27 protein-coding genes are annotated in these 26,538 nt (G+C 62.6%); 18 read left to right on the forward strand and 9 right to left on the reverse strand.

Features of this window, described 5'->3' with window-relative positions; genetic code table 11:
- Nucleotides 1–67 precede the first annotated feature (67 nt).
- The 3 genes from Q1W70_RS13595 to Q1W70_RS13605 are packed head-to-tail and all read left to right on the forward strand — an operon-like array spanning nt 68 to nt 1,744.
- Nucleotides 68–430 (forward strand): CidA/LrgA family protein, encoded by a 363-nt coding sequence (locus Q1W70_RS13595; protein ID WP_166590450.1) that lies wholly within the window; start codon nt 68–70, stop codon nt 428–430.
- Nucleotides 427–1,143: an LrgB family protein gene (locus tag Q1W70_RS13600; RefSeq protein ID WP_095166287.1), complete on the forward strand. Its 717-nt coding sequence runs from the start codon at nt 427–429 to the stop codon at nt 1,141–1,143. The genes Q1W70_RS13595 and Q1W70_RS13600 overlap by 4 nt, the downstream gene beginning before the upstream one ends.
- 10 nt (nt 1,144–1,153) lie before the next feature.
- Nucleotides 1,154–1,744 (forward strand): LON peptidase substrate-binding domain-containing protein, encoded by a 591-nt coding sequence (locus tag Q1W70_RS13605; protein ID WP_302098875.1) that lies wholly within the window; start codon nt 1,154–1,156, stop codon nt 1,742–1,744.
- 7 nt (nt 1,745–1,751) lie between these two features.
- On the opposite strand, the gene Q1W70_RS13610 is transcribed toward Q1W70_RS13605, so the two are convergent.
- Nucleotides 1,752–3,068, reverse strand: coding sequence for a bifunctional DedA family/phosphatase PAP2 family protein (locus Q1W70_RS13610; protein ID WP_182342470.1), 1,317 nt, complete (start codon nt 3,066–3,068; stop codon nt 1,752–1,754).
- A 43-nt stretch (nt 3,069–3,111) separates the two neighbouring features.
- Nucleotides 3,112–3,795 carry a DNA-3-methyladenine glycosylase gene (locus Q1W70_RS13615; RefSeq protein ID WP_302098876.1) on the reverse strand — a complete coding sequence of 228 codons (684 nt, stop codon included), beginning with the start codon at nt 3,793–3,795 and terminating at the stop codon, nt 3,112–3,114.
- Nucleotides 3,796–3,982: 187 nt separating this feature from the next.
- Between Q1W70_RS13615 and Q1W70_RS13620 the strand changes: the two genes are divergently transcribed.
- From Q1W70_RS13620 to Q1W70_RS13680, 13 genes are all read left to right on the forward strand, one after another.
- Entirely contained in the window at nt 3,983–5,254 is a 1,272-nt protein-coding gene (locus tag Q1W70_RS13620) for a glutamate-5-semialdehyde dehydrogenase (RefSeq protein WP_185818561.1), read from the forward strand.
- Nucleotides 5,223–5,945, forward strand: a complete 723-nt coding sequence (gene nadD / locus Q1W70_RS13625) for a nicotinate-nucleotide adenylyltransferase (protein ID WP_371927843.1) — start codon at nt 5,223–5,225, stop codon at nt 5,943–5,945. Before Q1W70_RS13620 ends, nadD begins: the two co-directional genes overlap by 32 nt.
- A gap of 73 nt (nt 5,946–6,018) precedes the next feature.
- Nucleotides 6,019–6,513, forward strand: a complete 495-nt coding sequence (rsfS, locus tag Q1W70_RS13630) for a ribosome silencing factor (RefSeq protein ID WP_166590444.1) — start codon at nt 6,019–6,021, stop codon at nt 6,511–6,513.
- Between the two features lie 9 nt (nt 6,514–6,522).
- Entirely contained in the window at nt 6,523–6,990 is a 468-nt protein-coding gene (rlmH, locus tag Q1W70_RS13635; RefSeq protein WP_003185785.1) for a 23S rRNA (pseudouridine(1915)-N(3))-methyltransferase RlmH, read from the forward strand.
- 10 nt (nt 6,991–7,000) lie between these two features.
- Nucleotides 7,001–8,896, forward strand: a complete 1,896-nt coding sequence (mrdA, locus tag Q1W70_RS13640) for a penicillin-binding protein 2 (RefSeq protein ID WP_166590443.1) — start codon at nt 7,001–7,003, stop codon at nt 8,894–8,896.
- A 31-nt stretch (nt 8,897–8,927) separates the two neighbouring features.
- On the forward strand, nt 8,928–10,031 hold the full coding sequence (gene rodA / locus Q1W70_RS13645) for a rod shape-determining protein RodA (protein WP_166590487.1): 1,104 nt from the start codon (nt 8,928–8,930) through the stop codon (nt 10,029–10,031).
- A 17-nt stretch (nt 10,032–10,048) separates the two neighbouring features.
- Nucleotides 10,049–11,059, forward strand: a complete 1,011-nt coding sequence (gene mltB / locus Q1W70_RS13650; protein ID WP_302097455.1) for a lytic murein transglycosylase B — start codon at nt 10,049–10,051, stop codon at nt 11,057–11,059.
- A 56-nt stretch (nt 11,060–11,115) separates the two neighbouring features.
- Complete coding sequence (locus tag Q1W70_RS13655) at nt 11,116–12,072, forward strand: septal ring lytic transglycosylase RlpA family protein (protein WP_371927845.1); 957 nt, start codon at nt 11,116–11,118, stop codon at nt 12,070–12,072.
- 195 nt (nt 12,073–12,267) lie between these two features.
- Complete coding sequence (locus tag Q1W70_RS13660) at nt 12,268–13,425, forward strand: D-alanyl-D-alanine carboxypeptidase family protein (RefSeq protein WP_166590440.1); 1,158 nt, start codon at nt 12,268–12,270, stop codon at nt 13,423–13,425.
- Nucleotides 13,426–13,505: 80 nt separating this feature from the next.
- On the forward strand, nt 13,506–13,781 hold the full coding sequence (locus Q1W70_RS13665; RefSeq protein WP_008152827.1) for a DUF493 domain-containing protein: 276 nt from the start codon (nt 13,506–13,508) through the stop codon (nt 13,779–13,781).
- Complete coding sequence (gene lipB / locus Q1W70_RS13670) at nt 13,781–14,428, forward strand: lipoyl(octanoyl) transferase LipB (RefSeq protein WP_166590439.1); 648 nt, start codon at nt 13,781–13,783, stop codon at nt 14,426–14,428. The genes Q1W70_RS13665 and lipB overlap by 1 nt, the downstream gene beginning before the upstream one ends.
- A gap of 1 nt (nt 14,429) precedes the next feature.
- Nucleotides 14,430–15,452 carry a lipoyl synthase gene (gene lipA / locus Q1W70_RS13675; protein WP_371927842.1) on the forward strand — a complete coding sequence of 341 codons (1,023 nt, stop codon included), beginning with the start codon at nt 14,430–14,432 and terminating at the stop codon, nt 15,450–15,452.
- An 81-nt stretch (nt 15,453–15,533) separates the two neighbouring features.
- Entirely contained in the window at nt 15,534–16,484 is a 951-nt protein-coding gene (locus tag Q1W70_RS13680) for a S66 peptidase family protein (RefSeq protein WP_166590438.1), read from the forward strand.
- A 93-nt stretch (nt 16,485–16,577) separates the two neighbouring features.
- On the opposite strand, the gene Q1W70_RS13685 is transcribed toward Q1W70_RS13680, so the two are convergent.
- The 5 genes from Q1W70_RS13685 to leuS all read right to left on the reverse strand — a co-directional run bounded on the left by Q1W70_RS13685 (nt 16,578) and on the right by leuS (nt 22,607).
- Complete coding sequence (locus Q1W70_RS13685) at nt 16,578–17,900, reverse strand: lytic murein transglycosylase (RefSeq protein ID WP_166590437.1); 1,323 nt, start codon at nt 17,898–17,900, stop codon at nt 16,578–16,580.
- A gap of 61 nt (nt 17,901–17,961) precedes the next feature.
- Complete coding sequence (gene arfA, locus Q1W70_RS13690) at nt 17,962–18,117, reverse strand: alternative ribosome rescue factor ArfA (protein WP_095166318.1); 156 nt, start codon at nt 18,115–18,117, stop codon at nt 17,962–17,964.
- 113 nt (nt 18,118–18,230) lie between these two features.
- A complete protein-coding gene (holA, locus tag Q1W70_RS13695; protein ID WP_166590436.1) occupies nt 18,231–19,268 on the reverse strand; it encodes a DNA polymerase III subunit delta in 1,038 nt (345 codons plus the stop codon).
- 39 nt (nt 19,269–19,307) lie between these two features.
- Nucleotides 19,308–19,913 carry an LPS-assembly lipoprotein LptE gene (locus Q1W70_RS13700; protein ID WP_166590435.1) on the reverse strand — a complete coding sequence of 202 codons (606 nt, stop codon included), beginning with the start codon at nt 19,911–19,913 and terminating at the stop codon, nt 19,308–19,310.
- A gap of 87 nt (nt 19,914–20,000) precedes the next feature.
- Nucleotides 20,001–22,607 (reverse strand): leucine--tRNA ligase, encoded by a 2,607-nt coding sequence (gene leuS / locus Q1W70_RS13705; protein WP_166590434.1) that lies wholly within the window; start codon nt 22,605–22,607, stop codon nt 20,001–20,003.
- A gap of 271 nt (nt 22,608–22,878) precedes the next feature.
- Here leuS and Q1W70_RS13710 point away from each other — a divergent pair, with 271 nt between their 5' ends.
- On the forward strand, nt 22,879–23,199 hold the full coding sequence (locus Q1W70_RS13710; protein WP_166590433.1) for a hypothetical protein: 321 nt from the start codon (nt 22,879–22,881) through the stop codon (nt 23,197–23,199).
- 137 nt (nt 23,200–23,336) lie between these two features.
- Nucleotides 23,337–24,104 (forward strand): YdcF family protein, encoded by a 768-nt coding sequence (locus tag Q1W70_RS13715; RefSeq protein ID WP_166590432.1) that lies wholly within the window; start codon nt 23,337–23,339, stop codon nt 24,102–24,104.
- A 55-nt stretch (nt 24,105–24,159) separates the two neighbouring features.
- On the opposite strand, the gene lnt is transcribed toward Q1W70_RS13715, so the two are convergent.
- The gene (gene lnt / locus Q1W70_RS13720) at nt 24,160–25,683 is read right to left on the reverse strand and encodes an apolipoprotein N-acyltransferase (protein ID WP_166590431.1); all 1,524 of its coding nucleotides are present in this window, start codon (nt 25,681–25,683) and stop codon (nt 24,160–24,162) included.
- Nucleotides 25,684–25,698: 15 nt separating this feature from the next.
- Nucleotides 25,699–26,538: a CorC family transporter gene (locus Q1W70_RS13725; RefSeq protein ID WP_016773041.1), complete on the reverse strand. Its 840-nt coding sequence runs from the start codon at nt 26,536–26,538 to the stop codon at nt 25,699–25,701.

Genomic DNA, 26,538 nt, shown 5'->3' on the forward strand with positions numbered 1-26,538 from the left:
GCATAGCAGATGCCATGCTTATAATGGCAGGCCCGTTTTGGGGGGCGAGTCTTGTGGGGGATGATTCATGTTGCTTCGCGGCCTGACCTGGCTGGTGCTGTTTCAATTGCTCGGCACGGCCATCAACCATTTGCTGTTGCCGGTGCTGCCGGGGCCGATTATCGGTCTGCTGCTGTTGCTGGTGTTCCTGATCGTTCGCGGTGAAGTCGGCGAGCCACTGAACCTGGCCGCCGGTAGCTTGTTGCGCTATTTGCCGTTGCTGCTGGTCCCGCCTGCGGTGGGGGTGATGGTGTATGCCGCGGATATCGCGGCCGACTTCTGGGCCATCGTCGGCGCACTGGTGTTGTCGTTGCTGCTGTCCATGGCCTTTGCCGGGGTGCTGATGCAATGGCTGGTCAAGCGCCAGGCTCGGCGGGAGGAACGCTCATGATGTTTGACTGGCAAGGCGCGGTGGCGGCGGTGATCCATCACCCGTTGTTCGGGATCGGCATTACCCTGGGGGCTTATCAGTTGGTGCTGGCGGCGTTCGAGAAAACCCGCTGGATCTTCCTGCAGCCGGTGCTGGTGTCCATGCTGCTGGTGATTGGCGTGTTGCTCACCTGTGGCCTGACCTATGCCGAGTACCGTAAAAGCACGGAAATCCTCAGCATCTTGCTGGGGCCGGCGACGGTGGCCCTGGCGGTGCCGTTGTACCTCAACCTGCGGCGCATCCGCCAACTGTTCTGGCCGATTTTTACTACGCTGGTGGTAGGTGGGGTGGTCGCTACCGGTCTGTGCGTGTTGCTGGGCTGGTGGTTTGGTGCCGAGCACATGATTCTGATGACCATGGCCCCGAAGTCGGTGACCTCGCCCATCGCTATGCTGGTGGCCGAGCAGATTGGTGGCGTGGCGGCGTTGGCGGCGGTGTTTGTGCTGATCACCGGGGTGATCGGGGCGATTTTCGGCCCGGCGCTGCTCGATCGCCTCGGGGTCCATGGCCCCGAAGCCCGCGGCATGGCCCTGGGCATGACCGCTCATGCGGTGGGCACTTCGGTAGCCTTGCAGGAAAGTGAAGAGTGCGGTGCGTTTGCCGCGTTGGCGATGAGCCTGATGGGCGTGGCCACGGCGGTGTTGTTGCCGTTGGCGGTGTCGATGGTGGTGTAAGGACATGTCTATGAGTCTGGCGCTTTTCCCTCTGAACACGGTGCTGTTTCCCGGCTGTTTCCTTGATCTGCAGATTTTCGAGGCGCGCTACCTGGACATGATCAGCCGCTGCATGAAGCAGGGGGCAGGGTTTGGCGTGGTGTGCATTCTTGAGGGCAAAGAGGTCGGCCTGGCTGCGCAGGGGTATGCACGGGTCGGCTGCGAGGCGCGGATTACCGATTTCAAGCAGCAGGACAACGGCCTGCTGGGGATTCGCGTGCAGGGTGGGCGACGCTTCAATGTACTGCGCAGCGAAGTGCAGCGTGATCAATTGACTGTCGCCGAGGTCGAGTGGCTGGACGATTTGCCCGAGCAGCCCTTGCAGGAAGAAGACGCCGACCTGATGGCCTTGCTCAAGGCGCTGGCCGAGCACCCGATGGTCGAGGCGTTGAACATGGGCACTGACGCCGCAGGGCAGCAGTCACTGGCGAACCAGTTGGCCTACTTGCTGCCATTTTCCGAGCTGGAAAAGATCGGGCTGCTGCAGGTCGATGATCCGCAACAACGCCTGGATGCGATCCAGGCGTTGTTGGATGAACTGCAGGGCGATTTGTTCGCCTGAGGTTGCCTCAGTACGCGTAACGCATCATCGCGTGCGGCAGATTCTGCAGGGCGTAGAAGCCGAACAGCCCCACCATGACGGGCAGGATCAGCCACCAGATTTTCGCTGGCAGTGGCTCGAGTGGTGCCTGACGCTGACTCAGCCACAGGCTGGCGGCACACACGCAGGCCGCCAGCATGGCTCCGGCCACCACGTCGGTGGGCCAGTGAGCCCCCAGGTAAACCCGCGACAGGGCGATGGCCAGGGCCGGCAGGCAGCCGAGCAGCACCCAGGTCAGGCGCATGCGCTGGGGTTGTCCTCGACCCGCCAGCACGGCCAGGGCCAGGAACAGCGCAAACGAACCGGAGGCGTGGCCGCTGGGCATGCTGTAGCTGGTCAGTGGATCGGTCAGGACTTCCGGGCGCATCCGCGCGAACAGCTGCTTGGTGGCGGTATTGGCCAGGGCCGTCACCAGCAGGGTGCCGCCGGCGAACAGCAAGTGCCGCCATTGCCGCGTGGCCAGCAGCACCAGGGTCAGCGCCGCGCTGATCACCAGCATGTGCTTGAACTCACCGAGTTGGGTCAGCATCACCGCGAACTCGTCGAGCAGCGGCTTGCGGTGTTCCTGCACCAGCGTCATCAGGCCTTGATCAAAGGCGCCGAGGTGCGAATAGCCGACAAACAGCCCACCCAGGATCACCAGGCTCAGGCCGGCGATCAGCAGGGTAGAGCGCCGATGACCGCGCAGGCCGCTGTTGATGCCCAGGCCCACCAGCACCGCGATGCTGCCCACTACCAGTCCGGCCTGGGGCCAGAAACCCTCGGGCAGTGGCAAGCGGATAGCCGCCCCGGTGGCCCAGCCCGGCAGCAGATAGGCCACCGCCCAGCCGGCGCCCGCCAGCAGGCTGACGGCAAAAAAGCGCGGGAAGGGCATGTCGAACATCCCGGCCACCATTGGCAGCATCGGGCGCAGCGGGCCGATAAAGCGCCCCACCAGCAGGCTGGCGATCCCATAGCGCTGGAAATAGGCTTCGGCACTGCCGATCCATTCCGGGTGGTGACGCAGGCCTGGTAAGCGCCGGATGTTCTGATGGAAGTGCCGGCCGAGGAAGTACGACACCACGTCCCCCAGCAAGCCACCGAGAAAGCCCAGCAGCAAGGTTTCCCCCAGCGACAGGGCGCCGCTGCCCGCCAGTACCGCAACGGCAAACAACAGGACGGTGCCGGGGACGATCAGTCCGGCGATCGCCAGGCACTCAATGCAGGCCACGATAAAGACGGCTGCCGCCAGCCATTGCGGGTTTGCCGTCAACCAAGCGGTCAGGCTATCGAGCCATGGGCCCATAGGTACAACTCCAGGATTGTTGTTGGCCCATCGAGGGCAGGAATCAGATCAGTAAATAGTCGCGGCCTTCGACCTGGCCGCGGCGTAGAGGGTTCCGTGTGCAGTAGGGCGCGTAGGCGCTGTCGACGAAGCGGTACATCAGGTGTTCATCGCGTCCGTGGGGGATGCCCAGGCGAGTGGTCTGGATCACATGGGGTGGCGGCCGGCCAAGGTCTTCGACAAACAGCACTTGAGGGTCAAAGCGCTTGGCGTCCCAAATCGGTACTTTAAGTCCCAGGGCCTTGCACAGCAGGGTCTGGCCGGCGCAGAGCTTCTGCGAGGGGCGCGGCCGGCCATTGGCGTCGGGGTTGTTGAGCAGCATCTGGGCCAGGCTCGCGGGCCCCGAGACCTCGTCGACCCAAGGATAGGCGGACTTGATCAGGACCGCATTGCCGGGTCCGTGGGCGCTGAAGTTCAGGGAGTCGCCGCCGCGGGCGTAATACATGTAGATGTGCCCGCCATCCAGAAACAAAGCCTTACGCTTTTCTGTGTAGCCGAGGGAGGCATGACTGCCTTTTTCGTCGCAGTAATAGGCTTCGGTCTCAATAATTCGTGCCGAAAGCCACAAATCGCCCACGCGATGGCGGATGACTTTGCCCAGCAATTCGCAGGCGAGCACCTGTGCGTCGCGGTTGAAAAAGCTGTCAGGCAGGGCCTTTGGCTGCTTGGGATGGGGCAGGATGGACATGGGTGGCAGCATTCAGAGAGCAAATGTGGCGTTATGATAACAACCAGGGCCTTAATCCAGGCTGAAGACTGACTATTTGCTGTCCATTTCGACCATCCGCCCGTCACCGCTGTTAGTCGAGTGACGCGACAGCTATAATCTGCCGCTTTACTCTTTACCACGACCATAGCAAAGACCACTCCAGACTATGACTGAGTCCGTTCTTGACTACATGACCCGCTTGGGTCGCGCTGCGCGCGATGCTTCCCGCGTGATCGGCCGTGCCAGCACCGGGCAGAAAAACCGCGCCCTGCTGGCCGCCGCGAACGCCCTGGATGCCGCACGCGCCGAGTTGACCGCCGCCAATGAGCTGGACCTGGCCGCTGGCCGGGCCAATGGCCTGGAGCCGGCAATGCTCGAGCGTCTGGCCCTGACCCCCGCACGCATCGACGGCATGATCGTCGGTTTGCGTCAGGTGGCGGCCTTGCCGGACCCGGTAGGCGCGATCCGCGACATGAGTTATCGGCCGTCGGGTATCCAGGTGGGCAAGATGCGCGTACCCCTGGGTGTGGTCGGGATCATCTACGAATCGCGGCCAAACGTGACGATCGACGCCGCCAGCCTGTGCCTGAAGTCGGGCAATGCGACCATCCTGCGCGGTGGCTCCGAGGCGATTCATTCCAACCGTGCCATTGCCGCCTGCATCCAGCGCGGCCTGGCCGAAGCCGGACTGCCGGCTGCCGTGGTGCAAGTGGTCGAGACCACTGACCGTGCCGCCGTGGGCGCGCTGATCACCATGCCGCAATACGTCGACGTGATCGTACCGCGCGGCGGCAAGGGCCTGATCGAACGGGTCAGCCGCGACGCCCGGGTGCCGGTGATCAAGCACCTGGACGGCATCTGCCACGTCTACGTCAGTGCCCACGCCGACCTGGCCAAGGCCCAGCGCATCGCGTTCAACGCCAAGACTTACCGCTACGGCATCTGCGGCGCCATGGAAACCCTGTTGGTCGACCAGGCGGTCGCCAAGGACTTCCTGCCGGCCATGGCGGCCCAGTTCCGCGAAAAAGGCGTCGAACTGCGTGGTTGCGAGCGGACCCGGGCAATCATCGACGCCGAAGTCGCCACCGAGCAAGACTGGAGCACCGAGTACCTGGCGCCGATCCTCTCGATCCTGGTGGTCGACGGCCTGGACCAGGCCATCGAGCACATCAACCATTACGGCTCGCACCATACCGACTCGATCGTCACTGAACACCAGGGCGACGCCCGGCGTTTTGTGGCCGAAGTCGACTCGGCGTCGGTGATGATCAACACCCCGACCTGCTTTGCCGATGGCTTCGAATACGGATTGGGTGCCGAGATCGGCATTTCTACTGATAAGCTGCACGCCCGCGGTCCGGTGGGTCTCGAAGGTCTGACCTGCGAGAAGTACATCGTGGTCGGTGATGGCCAGTTGCGCGGTCAGGAGCCGGTCTGACTTGGGCGACCTCGAGCCGTCAGCCACCGTGACCCGTCAGGCACCCTGTCCCCGGCGCATTGGCGTACTGGGCGGGACCTTCGACCCGGTGCACATCGGTCATTTGCGCGGTGCGCTGGAGGTGGCCGAGTCGCTGAATCTCGATGAGTTGCGCCTGACGCCCAGCGCCAGGCCACCCCATCGGGGTACGCCGCAGGTATCGGCGCTCGATCGTCTGGCTATGGTCGAATGCGCGGTGGCTGGGGTTGCACCCCTGGTGGTGGACGACCGCGAACTCAAACGCGACAAGCCGTCCTACACTATTGACACCCTGGAGCTGATGCGCGCGGAACTCGCCGCCGATGACCAGGTATTTTTACTTTTGGGCTGGGACGCATTTTGCGGCCTGCCCACTTGGCACCGCTGGGAAGAGTTGCTCCAGCATTGCCACATCCTGGTGCTGCAACGCCCGGATGCCGACAGCGAACCGCCGGATGCCTTGCGCAACCTGCTGGCCGCGCGCTCGGTGAGCGACCCGCTGGCCCTCAAAGGGCCGAGTGGACAGATTGCATTCGTCTGGCAGACACCGCTCGCGGTATCCGCCACCCAGATCCGTCAACTGCTGGCCAGCGGTAAGTCGGTACGTTTCCTGGTGCCCGACGCGGTCCTGGCCTACATCGATGCGCACGGACTTTACCGTGCGCCGAACTGAATAGGAGTGCCTCAAGGCACGTGGCAACAACGTGTATTGATGCGCCCGAACATACGAGCAAAACGAGTTTTATATGACTGACAAAGACCAAACCAAAGTAAAGCGTAAAGGCACGTTCAAGAGCGCCCCGCTGCCAGTAGAAGCGCACACTGGCGTGATCCTGGCTGGCGAAGAGCTGGTCAAGGTTGCCGTAGCGGCCCTGGAAGACGTCAAGGCCCAGGACATCCAGGTGATCGACGTTCGTGAGAAGCAGAGCATCACTGACTTCATGATCATCGCCACCGGTACCTCCAACCGCCAGATCGGCGCGATGCTGGACAAGGTCCGCGAAGCGGTCAAGGCACAGGGCGTCAAGCCGCTGGGCGAAGAAGGCAAGGGCGACAGCGACTGGGTCCTGCTGGACATGGACGATGTCATCGTGCACATGATGACCGCCTCGGCACGCCAGTTCTACGACCTGGAGCGCCTGTGGGCCGGTGCCGAGCAAAGCCGTTCGGCCAGCGCCGCGCACCACAGCCCGGAAAACACCCATGAGCACTTCACCAAGCTCAACAAAGACCAGCAATAAGGGACCGCTGTGCGACTGCGACTGATCGCCGTCGGTTCACGCATGCCCAAGTGGGTGGAAGAAGGCTGGCATGAATATGCCAAGCGTCTTCCGTCCGAGCTGGCGCTGGAACTGGTGGAAATACCGCTCAACACCCGGGGCAAGAATGCTGACGTGGCGCGTTTCATTCGCCAGGAAGGCGAAGCCATGCTGGCCAAGGTCGGGCCGAACGAGCGCATCGTCACCCTCGAAGTCCACGGCAAACCGTGGAGCACCGAGCAACTGGCGGTGGAACTCGATCGCTGGCGCCTGGACTCGCGCACGGTGAACTTCATGGTCGGCGGCCCCGAGGGGCTGGCGCCGGAAGTCTGTGCGCGGGCTGATCAGCGCTGGTCGTTATCGCCCTTGACCTTGCCGCACCCGCTGGTGCGGATCCTGATCGGCGAACAGCTGTACCGTGCCTGGACTGTTCTGTCCGGCCACCCTTACCACAAGTAGTTCTGCCCTCATGCCCCAGCCGATCCGCATCAAGGACCACGAAAAAGACGCCCGTCTGGTGCGTGGCCGTGTCGTGTTCGGGGCAATTGCAGTGGTGGTGCTGATCGGCGTGCTGATTGCGCGGCTGTATTTTCTGCAGGTGATCCAGTACGAGTACCACTCGACCCTGTCGGAAAACAACCGCGTCCACGTTCAGCCGATTCCGCCGACGCGCGGCCTGATCTTCGACCGTAATGGCGTAGTGATTGCCGACAACCGGCCCAGCTTCAGCCTGAGCATGACCCGCGAACGCTCCGGCGACTGGCAGCAGGTCCTCGATGTGATCGTCGAGGTGCTGCAGCTGACGCCCGAGGACCGGGTGATCTTTGAAAAACGCATGCGCCAGGGGCGTCGGCCGTTCGAGCCGGTGCCGATCCTCTTCGAACTGACGGAGGAGCAGATTGCCCGCATTGCGGTGAATCAGTTCCGCCTGCCAGGCGTCGAAGTGGTTGCCCAGTTGGTGCGCCATTACCCTCAGGGCGCGCATTTTGCGCACTCGGTGGGCTACATGGGGCGGATCAACGAAAAAGAGCTCAAGACCCTCGATCCGGTGAACTACAGCGGCACCCATCATATCGGCAAGACCGGTATCGAACGTTTCTACGAGCCCCAGTTGCACGGCCAGGTCGGCTACGAAGAAGTCGAGACCAACGCCCGAGGCCGCGTGCTGCGGGTGCTCAAGCGCACCGACCCGATTCCCGGCAAGGACATCGTCCTGAGCCTGGACATCAAGCTGCAGGAAGCGGCCGAAGCGGCTTTGGGCGGCCGTCGTGGCGCGGTGGTAGCCCTGGACCCGAACACCGGCGAAGTCCTGGCGATGGTCAGCCAGCCGAGTTTCGACCCGAACCTGTTCGTCACCGGTATCAGCTTCAAGGCCTATGCCGAGTTGCGTGACTCCATCGACCGACCGCTGTTCAACCGCGTGCTGCGCGGCCTGTATCCACCTGGCTCGACCATCAAGCCAGCCGTGGCGATTGCCGGCTTGGACTCCGGGGTGGTGACGGCTTCCTCGCGGGTGTTCGACCCGGGTTACTACCAGTTGCCCAACTACGATCACAAATACCGTAACTGGAACCGCTCCGGTGACGGTTTTGTCGACCTCGACACGGCGATCATGCGTTCCAACGACACCTACTTCTATGACCTGGCCCACAAGCTGGGGATTGATCGGTTGTCGGCCTACATGGGCAAGTTCGGCATCGGCCAGAAGGTCTCGCTGGACATGTTTGAGGAATCGCCGGGGCTGATGCCGTCCCGCGAATGGAAGCGCGCTACTCGCCGCCAGGCCTGGTTCCCGGGGGAAACCCTGATCCTGGGGATTGGCCAGGGTTACATGCAGTCCACCCCGCTGCAGCTGGCCCAGGCCACGGCACTGGTGGCCAGCAAGGGCAAGTGGATTCGTCCGCACCTGGCCAAGACCATCGAAGGCGAAAAGCCGGTGGACGACAACCCGATGCCGGACATCATCCTGCGCGATCCGCTGGACTGGAACCGGGTCAACCATGGCATGCAGCAAGTGATGCACGGTGCTCGCGGCACGGCGCGTAAAGCGGCGATCGGCGCGCAATACCGGATCGCCGGCAAGTCGGGTACCGCCCAGGTGGTCGCGATCAAACAGGGCGAGAAGTACGACCGCTCCAAGGTGCAGGAACGCCATCGCGACCACGCCTTGTTCGTGGGTTTCGCACCCGCCGACAACCCGAAAATCACCGTGTCGGTGATGGTCGAGAACGGCGAGTCCGGCTCCGGCGTCGCCGCGCCGGTAGTCCGTCAAATCATGGACGCCTGGCTTCTGGACCAGGACGGCCGGCTCAAACCTGAGTTCGCCAGCCCCAATACCGCGGAGGCTACGGCCCGTGAAGAGTAATTTCGATCGCATTCTCTCCAGCGAGGATGTGATGCGTCGCCGTGCGACGCTGTTGCAACGCATGCACATCGACGGTCCGCTGCTGATCCTGCTGCTGATTCTGGCGGCCGGCAGCCTGTTCGTGCTGTATTCGGCCAGCGGCAAGAGCTGGGACCTGCTGGCCAAGCAGGCCACCTCGTTCGGCATCGGCCTGGTGTCGATGGTCATCATCGCCCAGTTCGAGCCGCGCTTCATGGCGCGTTGGGTGCCGCTGGGCTACGTGTTCGGCGTGGTGCTGTTGATCGTGGTCGACATCATGGGCCACAACGCCATGGGGGCGACGCGCTGGATCAACATTCCCGGGGTGATCCGCTTCCAGCCCTCGGAGTTCATGAAGATCATCATGCCGGCGACCATCGCCTGGTACCTGGCCAAGCGCACGCTGCCGCCACAACTCAAACACGTCGGGGTCAGCCTGATCCTGATCGGCATCCCGTTCATCCTGATCGTGCGCCAGCCCGACCTCGGCACCTCGCTGCTGATCCTCGCCGGCGGCGCTTTCGTGCTGTTCATGGGTGGCCTGCGCTGGCGCTGGATCATCAGCGTGCTGGCGGCCACGGTTCCGGTGGCGATCGCCATGTGGTTCTTTGTCATGCACGACTACCAGAAGCAGCGCGTGCTGACCTTCCTCGACCCGGAGAGCGATCCGCTCGGCACCGGTTGGAACATCATCCAGTCCAAGGCCGCCATCGGCTCCGGCGGGGTATTTGGCAAGGGCTGGCTGCTGGGCACCCAGTCGCACCTGGACTTCCTGCCGGAAAGCCACACCGACTTCATCATCGCGGTGATGGGCGAAGAGTTCGGCCTGGTGGGCATTTGCGCCCTGTTGCTGATCTATCTGCTGCTGATTGGCCGTGGCCTGGTGATTACCGCCCAGGCCCAGACACTGTTTGGCAAATTGCTGGCCGGTGCACTGACCATGACGTTTTTTGTTTACGTTTTCGTCAACATCGGTATGGTCAGTGGCCTGTTGCCGGTAGTAGGGGTGCCGTTGCCGTTCATTAGCTACGGCGGAACTTCGCTGGTGACGCTGCTGTCAGCGTTTGGGGTTTTGATGTCGATCCATACCCATCGTAAGTGGATCGCGCAGGTTTGAATAAGGTGAAGAGTTCAATGCAAGTAATGCGTGGCTGGGCGACTCGATACGCTCCGTGGGTCGGCCTGGTAAGCATCCTTGGTACGGCGCCCATGGCGCTGGCCGGCGAATATGAAGGCTCGCCCCAAGTGGCCGAATTTGTCGGTGAAATGACCCGCGACTACGGTTTTGCCGGCGAACAGCTGATGGGCGTGTTCCGTGAAGCCCAGCGCAAGCAGGCGATTCTCGACGCCATCTCGCGGCCTGCCGAGCGGGTCAAGCAATGGAAGGAATATCGCCCGATGTTCCTCACCGATGCCCGCATTGCCCGCGGCGTGGACTTCTGGCGCCAGCATGAGGCAGTGCTGGCCCGTGCCGAGCAGGAATACGGCGTGCCGGCCCAGGTGATTGTCTCGATCATTGGGGTCGAGACGTTTTTCGGCCGCAATACCGGCAATTATCGGGTAATCGATGCGTTGTCGACCCTGGGTTTCGACTACCCTCCACGTGCCGAATTCTTCCGCAAGGAATTGCGCGAGTTCCTGTTGCTGGCGCGCGAAGAGCAGGTTGACCCGCTGACGCTCAAAGGCTCCTACGCCGGCGCCATGGGCCTGCCGCAATTCATGCCCAGCAGTTTTCGGGCGTATGCGGTGGACTTCGACGGCGACGGCCACATTAATATCTGGACCAACGCCGATGATGCCATTGGCAGCGTCGCCAGCTATTTCAAGCGTCACGGCTGGGAAGCCGGGCAACCGGTGGTCAGTCTCGCCGAGGTGCGGGGCGATCAGGTCGACGACGGCCTGACCACCGGGATCGAGCCGACGAAAACCGTCGGGGAGTTGCGAGCGCTGGGCTGGTCGAGTCATGATGCGCTGCGCGACGATATGCCGGTCACCGCGTTTCGTCTGGAAGGCGACAATGGCCCTGAATACTGGATGGGCCTGAAGAATTTTTACGCGATTACGCGTTATAACCGCAGCGTGATGTACGCCATGGCCGTACATCAGTTGTCTGAACAGCTGGTCCAAGCACGGGGCGTCAAGTAATGCCGGCATTGCCAATCCGCAAACCCCTGAAGCTGGTGGCTTTCACCGCGTTGTCGATGCTCATGGTCAGTTGCTCGACCAGCCGCGCACCGCAGCCGCAGAAAGCCCCGACCGCTGTCCGCGCCACACCGGGGCTGGACATCAACCGAGCCCACAAGGACGGCGCGCCGTGGTGGGATGTTGATGTGTCGCGCATTCCCGACGCCACGCCCACCCTGCACACCGGGTCCTACAAGGCCAACCCCTACACCGTGCTGGGCAAGACCTACTACCCGATGCCCGAGTCCAAGCGTTATGTCGAGACGGGGACGGCGTCCTGGTATGGCACCAAGTTCCATGGCCAGAACACCGCCAATGGCGAGGTCTATGACCTGTACGGCATGAGTGCCGCGCACAAGACCCTGCCGTTGCCTGCCTATGTGCGGGTGACCAACCTGGACAACAAACGCACGGTGGTCCTGCGGGTCAACGACCGTGGGCCGTTCTATTCCGACCGCATCATCGACCTGTCCTACGCCGCGGCGAAGAAACTCGGTTATGCCGAAACCGGTACAGCGCGAGTCAAGGTCGAAGGCATCGACCCGCAAGAGTGGTGGGCGGCCAAGGGCCGGCCGGCACCGTTGATGCTCAACGAGCCGCAGATCGCGCAAAACAGCGGGCCGGTCATCACCACGTCGACCGGCAAGGTCGAACAATGGACCCCGCCGCCACAGCAGCACGCGGCAGCCGTCGTGCCGATGCAGATCAACGCTAAAAAAAACGCTTCTGTACCAGCCTCTGGCCAGTATCTACAGGTGGGCGCGTTCGCCAACCCGGACGCTGCAGAGCTCCTGAGATCGAAGCTCAGCGGGATGGTGAGCGCTCCGGTGTTCATCAGTTCGATCGTGCGCAATCAGCAGACCCTGCACCGGGTTCGCCTGGGGCCTATCGGTTCGCCGGGTGAGATTACGCAAGTGCAAAACAGCGTGCGCCTGGCCAATCTCGGTTCGCCGAGCCTGGTGACGGCCGAGTAAGTAACACCTGATTCAAGGTTCGCTTGCAGTATTGGGGGGTGAACCTGAGTTGTTGGCTCGTAGTACAACAAAAGCCCGGCAAGGGTCAGTGAGTGAACAACTGAACACGCGACACCCTCAAGGCCTTGTGCCGTGAGGGTTGTCAGATTAGTTTTGCCCGCGAGGGCAGTTTCCATTAGCGATTTCGAGAGACGGATGAACATCACCACCTTTGCCAAACGCCTGTGCCTGCTAGTCCCGCTGCTCCTCTCGCCGTCCGCTTTCGCGGCCGAGATGATGCCGTCGTCACCACAACTGGCCGCCAAGGCCTACGTGCTCATGGACGCCAGCAGCGGCAACGTGCTGGTCGAGAACAACGGTGACCAGCGTCTGCCGCCAGCCAGCCTGACCAAGCTGATGACCGCGTACATCGCGACCCTGGAAATCCGTCGTGGCCAGATCGGTGAAAACGATCCGGTGACCGTCAGCGAAAACGCCTGGCGTACCGGCGGTTCGCGGATGTTCATCAAGGTCGGCTCCCAAGTGTCGGTCAGCGACCTGCTGCACGGCATCATCATCCAGTCGGGCAACGACGCCAGTGTTGCGCTCGCCGAGCACATCGCCGGCAGCGAAGACGCGTTCGCCGACATGATGAACAAGACTGCCGCTGACCTGGGCATGACCAACACCCACTTCATGAACCCGACCGGCCTGCCAAACCCTGAGCACTACTCCTCGGCTCACGACATGGCGATCCTGGCGCGCGCGATCATCCACGAAGACCCGGCTCACTACGCGATCTACTCGCAGAAAGAGTTCTTCTGGAACGGCATCAAGCAACCTAACCGCAACCTGCTGCTGTGGCGCGACAAGACCGTCGACGGTCTGAAAACCGGTCACACCGACGAAGCCGGCTACTGCCTGGTGTCCTCGGCGGTACGTGATGGCATGCGCCTGGTCTCCGTGGTGTTCGGCACCAACAGCGACACCGCGCGTGCAGCTGAAACCCAGAAGCTGCTGACCTACGGCTTCCGCTTCTTCGAAACCCAGACCTTCTACCAGAAGGGCGCCGAGCTGGCCCAGGCTCCTGTCTGGAAGGGCACCACCAACCAGGTCAAGGCTGGCCTGGCTCAAGACCTGACCATGACTCTGCCAAAAGGCCAGCTGAAGAAGCTCGCTGCCAGCATGACCATGAACCCGCAACTGATCGCGCCAATCGCCAAGGGCGACGTGATCGGTAAAGTCGAAGTCAAGCTGGACGACAAGGTGGTGCATAGCGCCGACCTGATCGCGCTGGACGCCGTCGAGGAGGGTGGTATCTTGCGCCGCATGTGGGATAGCATCCGTCTATTCTTCTTCGGCTTGTTCAACTGATTTAGTGTGGACCTGCATGGCCCCGTTCCGACCTGGAGCGGGGCCATGTCCGTTGCCACGGCTTACGAGGCCGTTACGCCATGACAGATACAGAAGTAAAGGCGCCAAAGATCGAATTCCCTTGCGCGGATTACCCGATTAAGGTGATCGGCGACACCGGTGTGGGCTTCAAGGACAAGATCATTGCGATCCTGGAAAAGCACGCCACCGTAGACCACAAGACCCTGGCCGAACGCCAGAGTACCAATGGCAAGTACACGACCATCCAGCTGCACATCATCGCCACCGGTCAGGAACAGCTCTACGACATCAACAGCGAGTTGCGCGCTACCGGTTTCGTGCACATGGTGCTGTGATGACGGCACCGCTGGGCTTTCGTGAACTCGGCCAGCTGGCTTACGAGCCGGTCTGGCAGGCCATGCAGCGCTTCACCAATGAACGTGGCAGCGAGCGTGCCGACGAGATCTGGCTGGTCCAGCACCCGGCGGTGTTCACCCAGGGTCAGGCCGGCAAGGCCGAACACCTGCTGCTGCCGGGGGACATTCCGGTGGTGCAGGTCGACCGCGGCGGCCAAGTGACCTACCACGGTCCGGGGCAGTTGGTCGCGTACCTGCTGCTGGATGTGCGCAAGCTGGGGTTCGGCGTGCGGGACCTGGTCAGCCGGATGGAACGCTGCCTGATCGAGTTGCTGGCCAGCTATGGTGTTACCGCCGTGGCCAAGCCGGATGCACCGGGGGTCTACGTCAATGGTGCAAAAATCGCCTCTCTGGGGCTGCGGATCCGCCACGGTTGCTCCTTTCATGGCTTGGCCCTGAACGTGGATATGGACCTTGAACCGTTCCGACGGATTAACCCCTGTGGCTACGCCGGGCTGGCAATGACTCAGCTGCGTGACCATACAGGGCCGATAGAATTTGCCGAGGTAAGTGCCCGGCTGCGCGCGCAGCTCGTCAAACACCTCGACTATGCTGAGCAGACGACCCTAACGGGCGGAATCGACTGATATGACTACTGATGCAGTGCAAACCATGATCCCGACGCTGGATGTCACCGAGCGTGCGGCCCCGCGTGCCAAGGTTGAAGCCGGCGTTAAGCTGCGCGGCGCCGAGAAGGTTGCACGCATCCCGGTAAAGATCATTCCGACCACCGAACTGCCGAAGAAGCCGGACTGGATTCGCGTGCGCATCCCGGTTTCCCCGGAAGTCGACCGCATCAAGGCCCTGCTGCGCAAACACAAGCTGCACAGCGTCTGTGAAGAGGCTTCCTGCCCGAACCTGGGCGAGTGCTTCTCTGGCGGCACCGCGACCTTCATGATCATGGGCGACATCTGCACCCGTCGTTGCCCGTTCTGCGACGTCGGCCACGGCCGTCCGAAACCACTGGACGTCAACGAGCCAGAAAGCCTGGCCATTGCCATCGCCGACCTGAAACTCAAGTACGTGGTGATCACTTCGGTCGACCGCGACGACCTGCGTGACGGCGGTGCCCAGCACTTTGCCGACTGCATCCGCGAGATCCGCAAGCTGTCGCCGAACGTCCAGCTCGAAACCCTGGTCCCCGACTACCGTGGGCGCATGGACGTGGCGCTGGCCATCACCGCGGCCGAGCCACCGGATGTGTTCAACCACAACCTGGAAACCGTGCCACGCCTGTACAAGGCCGCACGCCCGGGTTCGGACTACCAGTGGTCGCTGACCCTGCTGCAGAAATTCAAGCAGATGATGCCGCACATTCCGACCAAGTCCGGCTTGATGCTGGGCCTGGGCGAAACCGACGAAGAAGTCATCGAAGTCATGAAGCGCATGCGCGAACACGACATCGACATGCTGACCCTGGGCCAATACCTGCAGCCGTCGCGCAGCCACTTGCCGGTGCAGCGTTTTGTGCACCCGGACACCTTCGCCTGGTTCGCCGAGGAAGGTTACAAAATGGGCTTCAAGAACGTTGCTTCCGGCCCGCTGGTGCGTTCCTCGTACCACGCGGACGAGCAGGCCAAGCTGGTCAAGGCCGAGCTGATGTCGTCCTGACCGCTGTGTGAAACACCAAGGGCCCGCAAGGTTAGCGCTTTGCGGGCTTTTTTTTAATCGGGTCATTGGGAGGAATCACGGATGACCACTCGCTCTACCGCCATCGTTGTGCCACATACCGCCGTCCCGGCATTGCCTGCCGCCGGTCGCATTGCAGTCATTGCGCCAGCAGGTCCGGCGGCACTGGATACCGAACAGGCGCTGCTCTGGATGCGCACGCGCGGTTACTCGCTAAAGATCTATCCCGGGGTCCTGGAGAAGGACGGCTACCTGGCCGGCAGCGATGAGGTGCGCCTCAATGACCTGCACCAGGCGTTCAGCGACCCGACGATCGACGCCATCCTGTGCCTGCGCGGCGGTTATGGCAGCCCACGCCTGCTCGACCGGATCGACTATGAGCTGCTGCGCCGGCATGCCAAGCCGTTTGTCGGCTACAGCGACATCACCGCCTTGCACCTGGCGATCAGCCGCTATGCGGGGTTTGTCACCTTTCACGGGCCGATGCTCAATGCCGACCTGCTGGGGGGCAAGCAGGCGCCGACCGAGGCGTCGTTGTTCAGCCTGCTCAGAGGGCAGCTGACGGCCGGCAGTCGGCTGGCGCACCCGGTGGCCTACCCATTGACCACCCTCGAACCAGGCATCGCCCAGGGGCGACTGCTGGGCGGTAACCTTTCGATGATTGCGGCCACCATGGGCACGCCGTTCGAAATCGACGCCGACGGGATCATTCTGTTCATCGAAGACATCAACGAGCCGCTGTATCGCATCGATCGCTTGCTGACGCACCTGCGTCTTGCCGGCAAACTCAGCCGTTTGCGCGGGGTGCTGGTGGGGGATGTGGCGGGGGTTGAGCGCGATGCCCTGGCGCGCCTGCTCAAGCAGACCTTCGCGCCGTTCGCCATCCCGGTGCTGGCCGGTTGGCGCAGTGGCCATTGCGACCCGAACCTGAGCTTGCCGATGGGCGCATTGGTGACGCTGGATGCGGGGGGCAAGAGCCTGGTGCTGGAGCAGGATGTGGTGCTCAGGCGCTAGAGACCGACCAGGCTCACAATTGATGCTGGACGCTTGCAGATGTTGCAAGCACCCACACAGACCTGTGTGGGTGCGAGCTTGCCCGCGATGGGTTCAACGGCTGCGCAGGGCGTCCAGCAGTTTGTGCGTCGGGTAGCCGTCCGCCGGCCAGCCGAATGACTGTTGTGCTGCGCGAATGGCCTTGCGGGTATTGGCGCCGATGATGCCGTCGGGGTTGCCTGCGTCGTAGTTGTGGGTGCTCAGCAGGTTCTGCAATTCAATGCGCTCGGAACGGCTCAGCGGCAGGTCATCCTTGGGCCATTGGCCGTTGATCCGGCCGCCACCGCTGAAGCGCTGGGACAACAGGTTGACGGCCAGAGCGTAGGACGACGAGTTGTTGTACTTGAGCACTGCGCGGAAGTTATCGAGGATCAGGAACGCCGGGCCACGGTAACCGGCTGGCAGCAGCAGGGCGGCGGACAGTTGTTCGGAGCCGGCTGGCACGCTGGCGCCGTTGGGCAGCTTGACGCCCAGTTGTGTCCATTCGGCGACGGTTTTGCGAATCGCACCGTCGGCCAGGGAGTAGTTGAAGCTGCTCGGTACCTCGACTTCAAAGCCCCACGGCTGGCCTTTCTGCCAGCCGGAGCTTTGCAGGTAGTGGGCGGTGGACGCCAGCGCATCGGCCGGGCTGCCCCAGATGTCGCGGCGACCGTCACCATCGAAGTCCACGGCGTGGGTGTTATAGGTGGTCGGGATGAACTGAGTCTGGCCCATGGCTCCAGCCCAGGAGCCGAGCATCTTCTCGGGAGCGATATCACCCTGTTGCAGAATCTGCAGCGCGGCCAGCAATTGCGCGTGGGCAAAACCCGGGCGCCGGCCTTCGTAGGCCAGGGTCGCGAGCGAACGGATCACCGACTTGTCGCCCTGGAAGCTGCCGAAGTTGCTTTCCATGCCCCAGACGGAAACCAGTGCCTGGCGGTCGACGCCGTAGCGCTGTTCGATCGCGCCCAGAGTGTCGGCGTATTGCTCCAGCAGCGCCTGGCCGCGGCGCACGCGCAGGGCTGACAGCGCGCCGTCGAGGTATTCCCACACCGGGCGGGAAAACTCTGGCTGGCTGCGGTCGGCGCGGATCACGCTCATGTCCGGCGTGACACCGGCAAAGGCGCGGTCGAACAGGCTCGGGCTGACACCGGCGGCGAGCGCGTCCTTGCGGAAGCTGGCCTGCCATTGCTCGAATGTCTGGGTCGGCTGGATCTCGAGGTTGTCGCCGGTCGGCACCACGGGCGCGACAACGGCCGGTGCGGTCGGGACAGGAACGGTCTGAAGCGGTTGGGCGTCGGCGGCGGTTGGTTTTTCCGCGCAGGCGACAAGCAGAACGAGGCTTGTGGCAGCGATCAGTTGGCGCAGGTGCCAACGACGGGAAATACTAAAGGGCATGCACAGGTCCAGAGAATACGAATCAGGTGCCGACCTTAACATGTCGAGGGGGTGCTGCGCTTCACGCGGCCAGAAAGTAAGAAGCCTCCCAGCTTTTAGACTGGAAGGCTTCGCGGCGGTAGCTGCCTTTGCCCTTGGCCGGTTGTTCCTGGCGGCTGCGGAACAATGGCTGGGCGACGATGGATTTGGCCTTGTTGGGCCGCTGTTTTCTGCTCATGGGCGATTGACTCCAAGGGTGGGGGGGGACGAGGCGAATCATCGGCTGAAGTGAGGGATCTGTCTAGTCCCTACAATATGTAGGACCTTTCGCGCGTGATTGCAAGCAGGGCCTTACTCGGCAGGCAAGTTCAGGCGCTGGCCGGCCATCAGCAACGACAGGCGGCTGAGGCTCATCCACGGTGAGCCGGCGGCCTGGCCCTTGATCTGCGCGTCGATGCGTTGCGCTTCGAGCAGCAGTTGCGCCCAGCGCGGTGCCGAGTAGCGTTGCAGGGCCTTGCTCATCAGCGGTTTGCGCTTGTCCCAGACCGGTGGTCGGGCCTGGCTGAAGGCTTTGTCCAGCGGCACGCCCTGGCTGTATTGCAGCGACAGGTTGGCCAGCAAACGCAGTTCACGGGCCAGGGCCCAGAGAATCACCGGCGGCTCCACGCCCTCGCCACGCAAGCCTTCGAGCATTCGCAGGGCGTGGGCGGCTTCACCGTTGAGAATCGCGTCGGTGAGCCCGAACACATCGAAGCGCGCGCTATCGGCCACGGCCGCTTGCACTGTCTCGACCGTGATCTGCCCGCCCTCAGCCATCAACTTGAGCTTTTCGATCTCCTGGGCGGCCGCCAGCAGGTTGCCTTCGACGCGAGCAGCAATCAGCTCCACGGCATCCTGGCTGGCGCTGAGCCCGGCCTGGGACAGGCGTTGGCGAATCCACTGCGGTAACTGGTTGGCGTCCACCGGCCAGATCTGCACGAACTGAGTCTGCGGGCCTTCGACCAGGGCCTTGCCCCATTTGGTTTTCTGCGCACTGCCGTCGAGCTTGGGCAGGCTGATCAGCAGCAAGGTATCTTCGGCCGGACGAGCGCAGTACTCCATCAGGGCCGCGGCACCCTTGTCCCCCGGCTTGCCGGACGGCAAACGCAGTTCCAGCAGGCGTTTTTCGGCAAACAACGACATGCTGGCCCCGGCTTGCAGCAACGTGCCCCAGTCAAAGCTGGCATCGGCGCTGAAGACCTGGCGCTCATCAAAACCTTGCTGGCGGGCAGCAGCGCGAATCGCGTCGGCGGCTTCCTGGCAGAGCAACGGGTCATCGCCGCTGATGATGTAGACCGGCGCGAGGGTGCCTTGCAGGTGTTTGGCGAGTTGGGCGGGGGCAAGTTTCATAGGGCGGGGCAAACGGGGCGCACAGGCGCCCCGTAAGACTTACTCGGCAGGGACTTGCAGCGGCGACTGACGCGGGGTGTTCGCTTCAGCCTTCTGTGCCGCTTCCAGCGCATCGGCTTCGGCCTTGGCGCGGGCGTCAGCGGTTTGCTGCAGTTGATCCAGCTGGGCTGGGGTCAGTTGTTGCAGGCGCAGCATCATGCGCTGCACCAGGTCGCGACGGATTTCCTTACGCGCTTCGTCTTCTTCCTGAACGGAGCCGGTGATGTTGCTGCCATCGTGCATGACAACCTTCTGCACCTGCAGCCTGTCGCTGATCAGCGACAGGTTGTTCTGGCCAACGATCTGGTAGTTCAGCACCGTGGTCAGCTCGTTCTCGGCGGTCCGCCCGGCACCGGAGTAGCTCAGGCTGCGCTGGGTGGTCTGTTCGTCGGTGAACACCAGTTTGTACGGTGCGCCGGCCACTACGTTGACGCCGCTGCTTTGCAATACCTGACGCATCATGACCACGGTTTCGCCATAGGCGTTACGTGCGCTCAGGTCGAGCTCCTTGATTGCCAGTTCGGTCGTACCGGTACCGCGCAGCTGGAAACCGCAGGCGCTCAGCAGGACCGCGAGGCCCATCACCAGCAGATTGCGTTTGATCATCTTGTTGCTCCCCTTGAAACCATGTGGGCCGCTATGGCGCCCGAAAGGTTTTGTTCGGTGCCAGGCCGGGCCTGGCACCTGCTCCAATTAGCTGGCGACGATGTTGACCAGTTTCCCGGGTACCACGATCACTTTACGAATGGTCAGGCCGTCGACGAAACGCAGTACGTTTTCGTTGGCGCGCGCCGCCGCTTCGACCTCTTCGCGGGTGGCGCTGGCGGGCATTTCGATCTGGCCGCGCAGTTTGCCGTTGACCTGGATAACCAGGGTTAGGCTGTCCTGGACCAGGGCACTGTCATCCTGCACTGGCCAGCTGGCGTCGATCACTGCGTCAGCGTGGCCCAGTTGATGCCACAGCTCGTGGCTGATGTGCGGGGTGATCGGAGCCAGCAGCAAGGTCACGGTTTCCAGGCCTTCTTGAACCAGGGCGCGATCTTGTGCGGTGCCTTGCGGGGCTTTTTCCAGCACGTTCATCAGCGTCATCACCTGGGCGATGGCGGTGTTGAATTTGTGGTTCTGGCCGACGTCGTGGCTGGCCTGCTTGATGGCCAGGTGGATCGAGCGGCGAATGGCTTTCTGTTCGTCGTTCAGACCGGCGACGTCCACCTTGCCCGGCAGGCCCTGGGTGATGTGCGCTTGCGCCAGGCGCCAGACGCGCTTGAGGAAGCGGTGCGAGCCTTCGACGCCGGAGTCGGACCATTCCGCGCTCATGTCAGGTGGCGAGGCGAACATCATGAACAGGCGGCAGGTGTCTGCGCCGAACTGGTCAATCATCGACTGTGGGTCAACGCCGTTGTTCTTCGACTTGGCCATCTTCTCGGTGCCGCCGATTTCCACCGGCAGGCCGTCGGCGATCAGCTTGGCGCTGATCACTTTGGCCTTGCTGTCGCGCTCCAGCTCGACGTCCGCCGGGTTGAACCAGGTGTAGGCGCCGTTGGCTTCGCGACGGTAGTAGGTCTCGGCAATCACCATGCCCTGGGTCAGCAGGTTCTTGAACGGCTCGTTGGAGCTCACCAGGCCTTCGTCGCGCATCAGCTTGTGGAAGAAGCGCGCATACAGCAGGTGCAGAATGGCGTGTTCGATACCGCCGATGTACTGGTCGACAGGCAACCAGTGGTCGGCCGCGGATTTTTCTACCAGGCCACCTTCAAAGTGCGGCGAGGCGTAGCGGGCGTAGTACCACGACGACTCGACGAAGGTGTCCATGGTGTCGGTTTCGCGCTTGGCCGGTGCGCCGCATTTCGGGCAACTGCACTCGTAGAACTCAGGCATGCGCGCCAATGGCGAACCGGCGCCGTCCGGCACCACGTCTTCGGGCAGTACGACCGGCAGTTGATCTTCCGGCACGGGCACGTCACCGCAGGTTTCACAGTGGATGATCGGGATCGGGCAGCCCCAGTAGCGCTGGCGGCTGATGCCCCAGTCGCGCAGGCGGAACTGGGTGCGCGAGGCGCCCAGCTCTTTCTTGATCAGGGCCACTTCCATGGCGTCGAAGGCGCCGACGAAGTCGAGACCGTCAAATTCGCCGGAGTTGATCAGCGTGCCGTGCTCGCCGTAGGCGTCTTGCCATGGGGCCGGGTTGGTGTCACCGGAGCTGGTACGCACCACCGATTTCACTGGCAGGTTGTACTTGTGGGCGAATTCGAAATCGCGTTCGTCGTGGGCCGGCACGGCCATTACAGCGCCATCGCCGTAGTGCATCAGCACATAGTTGGCGACCCACACCGGCAGTTTTTCACCGGTCAGTGGGTGCTCGACGAACAGGCCGGTCGGCAGGCCTTTTTTCTCTTGAGTGGCGACGTCGGCTTCAGCGACGCTGCCGCCCTTGCATTCAGCGATGAACGCTTGCAGCTCAGGATTGTTTTTTGCAGCCAGCGAAGCCAGGTGGTGCTCGGCGGCCACGGCGACGTAAGTCGCTCCCATCAAAGTGTCCGGACGGGTGGTGAAGACTTTAAGGGTGCCTTCTTCGCCGATCGAATCGACGTTGTACGGGAACTGCACTTCCATGCCGCGGGATTTGCCGATCCAGTTGCGCTGCATGGTCTTGACCTGTTCCGGCCAGCCAGTCAGTTCGTCGAGGCTCTCCAGCAGCTCATCCGCGTAGGCGGTGATCTTGAAGTAGTACATCGGGATTTCGCGCTTTTCGATCAGCGCGCCGGAACGCCAGCCGCGACCGTCGATCACCTGTTCGTTGGCCAGGACGGTCTGGTCGATCGGGTCCCAGTTCACGGTGCCGTTCTTGCGGTAGATCACGCCTTTTTCGAACAGGCGAGTGAACAGCCATTGTTCCCAGCGGTAGTAATCGGGCTTGCAGGTGGTCACTTCGCGGGACCAGTCCACCGCCAGGCCCAGGCTGCGCAGCTGGGTCTTCATGTAGGCGATGTTTTCGTAGGTCCACTTGGCGGGCGCCACGTTGTTCTTCATCGCGGCGTTTTCCGCCGGCATGCCGAAGGCGTCCCAACCCATGGGTTGCAGGACGTTTTTGCCGAGCATGCGCTGGTAGCGGGAGATCACGTCGCCGATGGTGTAGTTGCGCACGTGCCCCATGTGTAGCTTGCCGCTGGGGTAAGGGAACATCGATAGGCAATAGAAAGTCTCCTTGCCTGGCTGTTCACTGACTTCAAAGGACTTTTGCTCGTCCCAGAATGATTGGGCGGCGGCTTCTATTTCACGGGGCTGATATTGTTCGTGCATGGCTACTTTTGAACTGAATAGGGGTGGCCTAATCCTCTTCAATGCAACGCTGGACCCGGATTGCGCCAAATGAGGCGTTTTCGATGCCCAGCCGAGCTGGAAGTGGAGTTACAGGAAGCGCCGTAGCATACATGACCGTACTCGGCCTAGGGAAACCCTGATTGCGCAGCGTTACCCACAGTCGGGGCCGTTGGTCGCGGCGCACCGCCGGTTTGTGCGACGAAGCTAAGCTCTAGTTGGGGAGTAGGTCTTATCTTCAATGAGGTGAGGGATGGTTGAGTCGCAAACAAAAGTTACGCAACCCGAGTTGTACGAAAAACTGATAGATCGTCTGGGGGTGGCCCTGGACGCAGTAAAGACCGCCGGGCGGTTGCGTGATGAGCGTCCGCTGGAACTGGAACTTCGCGGGTTGAGCCCCGCAGAGTTCGATCTGATCAAGGCTTATCTGGACCGTAGTGAACGCGAGGCGCATGGAATCTTGTCAGCAGCAGTGATGCACAACGATGCCCCTCGTTCGGCCAAAGTCATCTGGTTGAAAGACAAGGCACCTGGCAGCGACGCGGTAAAGGTCCGGTCCCTGCAGGTCAAGTAAGTGATCAGGTACATGTTTATCGCCCCGAGCGGGCACAGGAAGTCGCCGGTGATGGTTTTTTGATGAAAAGGTCCGTCACCTTGGTTGTCGCTTTACTTCAACCCACTTAGGCTTCGGGCATCTTTCGGAGATGCTCGATGCCCTTTCGTTACTTCGTCAAACAACTGCTCATGCCCCCCGGCCTTCTTTTGCTGTTGCTGGTTCTTGCCTGGTGGTTTCGCCGTTCCCGGCCGCGCCTGGCAACCTTTTGTTTTGTCCTGGGTGCCGGTGGTTTCTGGCTGATGAGCCTGCCGGTGGTGGTGCAATGGGGCGCCACGGCCCTTGAGCGGGAACCGGCGCTGGCGCGCGGTGAGTGGGCGAGCCTGGCCGAGCGCGCGGACGTGATCGTGGTGCTGGGGGCGGGCCGTGAGCGGGGCGATCCAGCCTGGGGTTCTGACCAGCCGACGGGCGTGGCACTGGAGCGTGAGCGCTATGCGGCTCGCCTGGCCAAGGCCTCGGGCTTGCCAGTGCTGACCAGTGGCGGCCTGCATTACGGTACGCCACCGACTGAAGCCAAGCTGATGGCGGATTCGCTGCAGGAGGATTTTGGGGTCACGGTGCGCTGGCAGGAAGGGCGCAGCCGCACGACCTGGGAGAACGCCCAGTTCACCGCCGAACTGCTGCAGCCATTGGGTTTGAAACGCGTGGTGCTGGTGACCCAGGCGTGGCACATGCCGCGCAGTGTCTGGAGTTTTGAGGCCGCGGGATTGAGCGTGGTACCGGCCCCGGTAGGCTTTTTGGGCACCGCTACCGCCAACGCCGAGCCATTGGGCGGCTGGCTGCCGACCTTCAAGTCGATCTGGCGCTCCGGGCAGTTGTTGAATGAGGCGGTGGGGCAGGCGGGGTATACGCTGTTCTACCGATAGCCCGATGCACCCCTGCAGGCGCTGACCAGCCTGCGCCTGCAGGGGGTGGGGTGTTCTAGACGGTCTTGGCCATCCGGCTGGCCAGCAGTGCCCAGCCAAACAGCAGCAGGCAGAGAACGATCAGCGGCCACGAGCGCCATTGCAGGTACGGTGTCAGGTTGTGCATCGGCACCACTTCGCCGTAGAGGATGCCGCGTTCGAACTGCGGGATCTGCACGGTGATCTTGCCGAATGGGTCGATCAGCCCGGTGACGCCATTGTTGGTTGCCCGAATCATCCAGCGCCCGGCTTCCAGTGCGCGCATCTGCGCCATCTGCAGGTGTTGCAGCGGGCCGATGGAGGTGCCGAACCAGGTGTCGTTGCTGATCGTCAGCAGCAGGTCACTGCGCGCTGACAGGCTCGCGGCAAACTCCGGGTAGACCACTTCGTAGCAGATGAACGGGGCGATCTGATAGCCCTTGGCCTGAAGCATCGGCTGGTCGGACGGGCCACGGGCGAAGTCCGACATCGGCAGGTCGAAGAAGGCGATCAGGCCGCGCAGCACGTCCTGCAAGGGCACATATTCACCAAACGGCACCAGCTTTTGCTTGAGGTAGGTGCCGTCGCCTTCGCCGACCACGGTAATGCCGTTGTAGAAGCGTTTTTCCTGGTGCACCACCTGGCGGATCGGTACGCCGGTAATCAGCGCCGAATCCCGCTCGGCAGCGAAGGTACCCATCATGTTCAGGTAGCCCTCGGCGGACTCCTTGAGTACCGGCACCGCGGTTTCCGGCCAGATCAGCAGGTCGACGCGCTTGGAGCTCAGGCTCATGTCGCGGTACAGCGCCAGCTGCGAGTTGAGCTGCGCCGGGTCCCACTTCATGCTTTGTTCGACGTTGCCCTGAATGGCCGCCACGCTCAGCGGCTCGCCGGACGGGCTGGTCCAGGCGTGGCCCTTGAGCGCGATACCTGCTGCCCATGGGCCGACCAGCAGCACCACGCCGGCGGCGATGAAGGCTGGGCGGCGGTTGCGCAGCAGGCGAGGCGCGTTGCACAGCAGTGCCGCGGTCAGGGCGATGGCGAACGACACCAGCCACATCCCACCCACTGGCGCCAGGCCCGAGAGCGGGCCGTCGAGCTGGCTGTAGCCGGAATAGAGCCAGGGGAAGCCGGTCAGGAACCAGCCACGGAAGGCTTCCTGGGCAACCCACAAGGCGGCAAAGGCCAGGGCATCGGCCAGCGGCGCTTCGTTACGGCGCAGCCAGCGCGCCCAGACCCAGGCGGGCAGGGCGAAGAACCAGGCGATCGCTGCGGTGAACAGCAGCATCAGGAACCCGGCAAGCAGCATCGACGCGCCGCCGAAGTGGTGAATGCTGTAGTAGATCCAGCTGGTACCGGCGCCGAACAGGCCGAAACCGAAGCACCAGCCGCGTCCCAGTGCCTGGCGCGGGCTAAGTTGGCGCAGGCCGGCGTAGAACAACCCGGCCGCCAGCAGCGCCAGCGGCCAGATATCGAACGGCGCCAGCGCCAGGGTGGTGATTGCACCGGCCGCCACGGCCAGCAGGTTACCGGGCCAGCCGGGGCGGGTTATCCAGCGCATTTCGATCCTTAGGGGTTACCGGGCGATAGGTGTCAGGCGCAGCAAGTGGATACGACGGCTATCGGCATTGAGGATGCGGAAGCGATAGGCGCCGATTTCCGTGATTTCGTTACGTTTTGGCAGATGCCCGAACGCGCTCATCACCAGGCCGCCCACGGTGTCGAATTCGTCGTCGGAGAATTCGCTGTCGAAGAACTCGTTGAAGTTCTCGATCGGCGTCAGGGCTTTGATCAGGAAGTCGCCGCTGGGCAGAGGCTTGATGTAGCTGTCTTCTTCGACATCGTGCTCGTCTTCGATGTCGCCGACGATCTGTTCCAGCACGTCTTCGATGGTCACCAGGCCTGCCACTCCGCCGTACTCGTCGATGACGATGGCCATGTGGTTATGGTTGGCGCGAAACTCGCGCAGCAACACGTTCAGGCGCTTGGACTCCGGTACGAAGGTGGCCGGGCGCAGCAGGTCCTTGATGTTGAAGCTGTCGCCATTTTCCTTGAGGATCAACGGCAGCAAGTCCTTGGCCAGCAACACGCCCATCACGTCATCGTGGCTTTCGCCGATTACCGGATAGCGCGAGTGAGCCGAGTCGACCACGGCTGGCAGGAACTCACGGGGAGTCTGGGTCGCCTTGATGCTGACCATCTGCGAGCGCGGCACCATGATGTCGCGTACTTGCAGGTCAGCCACCTGGATGGCGCCTTCGACGATGGCCAGCGCTTCGCTGTCCAGCAACTTGTTCTGATGGGCATCGCGCAGCAGCTCCAGGAGCTCCTGACGGTTCTTCGGCTCGTGGGCAAAAGCCTGGGTGAGCTTACCCAGCCATGACTTCTGCCCGTTGCTCGATCGATCTTCGCTCAT

This window comes from Pseudomonas kielensis, assembly GCF_030505375.1.
Classification (GTDB): domain Bacteria; phylum Pseudomonadota; class Gammaproteobacteria; order Pseudomonadales; family Pseudomonadaceae; genus Aquipseudomonas; species Aquipseudomonas kielensis.

What these genes read in the sequence shown, in the direction of transcription:
- Q1W70_RS13605 (WP_302098875.1), top strand. Translation starts at nt 1,154, where the DNA reads ATGAGTCTGGCGCTTTTCCCTCTGAACACGGTGCTGTTTCCCGGCTGT.
- leuS (WP_166590434.1), bottom strand. Translation starts at nt 22,607, where the DNA reads ATGCACGAACAATATCAGCCCCGTGAAATAGAAGCCGCCGCCCAATCA.
- lipB (WP_166590439.1), top strand. Translation starts at nt 13,781, where the DNA reads ATGACGGCACCGCTGGGCTTTCGTGAACTCGGCCAGCTGGCTTACGAG.
- rsfS (WP_166590444.1), top strand. Translation starts at nt 6,019, where the DNA reads ATGACTGACAAAGACCAAACCAAAGTAAAGCGTAAAGGCACGTTCAAG.
- nadD (WP_371927843.1), top strand. Translation starts at nt 5,223, where the DNA reads ATGGCCAGTTGCGCGGTCAGGAGCCGGTCTGACTTGGGCGACCTCGAG.
- Q1W70_RS13725 (WP_016773041.1), bottom strand. Translation starts at nt 26,538, where the DNA reads ATGAGCGAAGATCGATCGAGCAACGGGCAGAAGTCATGGCTGGGTAAG.
- Q1W70_RS13615 (WP_302098876.1), bottom strand. Translation starts at nt 3,795, where the DNA reads ATGTCCATCCTGCCCCATCCCAAGCAGCCAAAGGCCCTGCCTGACAGC.
- Q1W70_RS13710 (WP_166590433.1), top strand. Translation starts at nt 22,879, where the DNA reads ATGGTTGAGTCGCAAACAAAAGTTACGCAACCCGAGTTGTACGAAAAA.
- mltB (WP_302097455.1), top strand. Translation starts at nt 10,049, where the DNA reads ATGCAAGTAATGCGTGGCTGGGCGACTCGATACGCTCCGTGGGTCGGC.
- holA (WP_166590436.1), bottom strand. Translation starts at nt 19,268, where the DNA reads ATGAAACTTGCCCCCGCCCAACTCGCCAAACACCTGCAAGGCACCCTC.
- arfA (WP_095166318.1), bottom strand. Translation starts at nt 18,117, where the DNA reads ATGAGCAGAAAACAGCGGCCCAACAAGGCCAAATCCATCGTCGCCCAG.
- Q1W70_RS13700 (WP_166590435.1), bottom strand. Translation starts at nt 19,913, where the DNA reads ATGATCAAACGCAATCTGCTGGTGATGGGCCTCGCGGTCCTGCTGAGC.
- Q1W70_RS13685 (WP_166590437.1), bottom strand. Translation starts at nt 17,900, where the DNA reads ATGCCCTTTAGTATTTCCCGTCGTTGGCACCTGCGCCAACTGATCGCT.
- Q1W70_RS13600 (WP_095166287.1), top strand. Translation starts at nt 427, where the DNA reads ATGATGTTTGACTGGCAAGGCGCGGTGGCGGCGGTGATCCATCACCCG.
- Q1W70_RS13610 (WP_182342470.1), bottom strand. Translation starts at nt 3,068, where the DNA reads ATGGGCCCATGGCTCGATAGCCTGACCGCTTGGTTGACGGCAAACCCG.
- rodA (WP_166590487.1), top strand. Translation starts at nt 8,928, where the DNA reads ATGCGTCGCCGTGCGACGCTGTTGCAACGCATGCACATCGACGGTCCG.
- Q1W70_RS13665 (WP_008152827.1), top strand. Translation starts at nt 13,506, where the DNA reads ATGACAGATACAGAAGTAAAGGCGCCAAAGATCGAATTCCCTTGCGCG.
- Q1W70_RS13715 (WP_166590432.1), top strand. Translation starts at nt 23,337, where the DNA reads ATGCCCTTTCGTTACTTCGTCAAACAACTGCTCATGCCCCCCGGCCTT.
- Q1W70_RS13595 (WP_166590450.1), top strand. Translation starts at nt 68, where the DNA reads ATGTTGCTTCGCGGCCTGACCTGGCTGGTGCTGTTTCAATTGCTCGGC.
- lipA (WP_371927842.1), top strand. Translation starts at nt 14,430, where the DNA reads ATGACTACTGATGCAGTGCAAACCATGATCCCGACGCTGGATGTCACC.
- Q1W70_RS13620 (WP_185818561.1), top strand. Translation starts at nt 3,983, where the DNA reads ATGACTGAGTCCGTTCTTGACTACATGACCCGCTTGGGTCGCGCTGCG.
- Q1W70_RS13680 (WP_166590438.1), top strand. Translation starts at nt 15,534, where the DNA reads ATGACCACTCGCTCTACCGCCATCGTTGTGCCACATACCGCCGTCCCG.
- Q1W70_RS13660 (WP_166590440.1), top strand. Translation starts at nt 12,268, where the DNA reads ATGAACATCACCACCTTTGCCAAACGCCTGTGCCTGCTAGTCCCGCTG.
- mrdA (WP_166590443.1), top strand. Translation starts at nt 7,001, where the DNA reads ATGCCCCAGCCGATCCGCATCAAGGACCACGAAAAAGACGCCCGTCTG.
- Q1W70_RS13655 (WP_371927845.1), top strand. Translation starts at nt 11,116, where the DNA reads ATGCTCATGGTCAGTTGCTCGACCAGCCGCGCACCGCAGCCGCAGAAA.
- lnt (WP_166590431.1), bottom strand. Translation starts at nt 25,683, where the DNA reads ATGCGCTGGATAACCCGCCCCGGCTGGCCCGGTAACCTGCTGGCCGTG.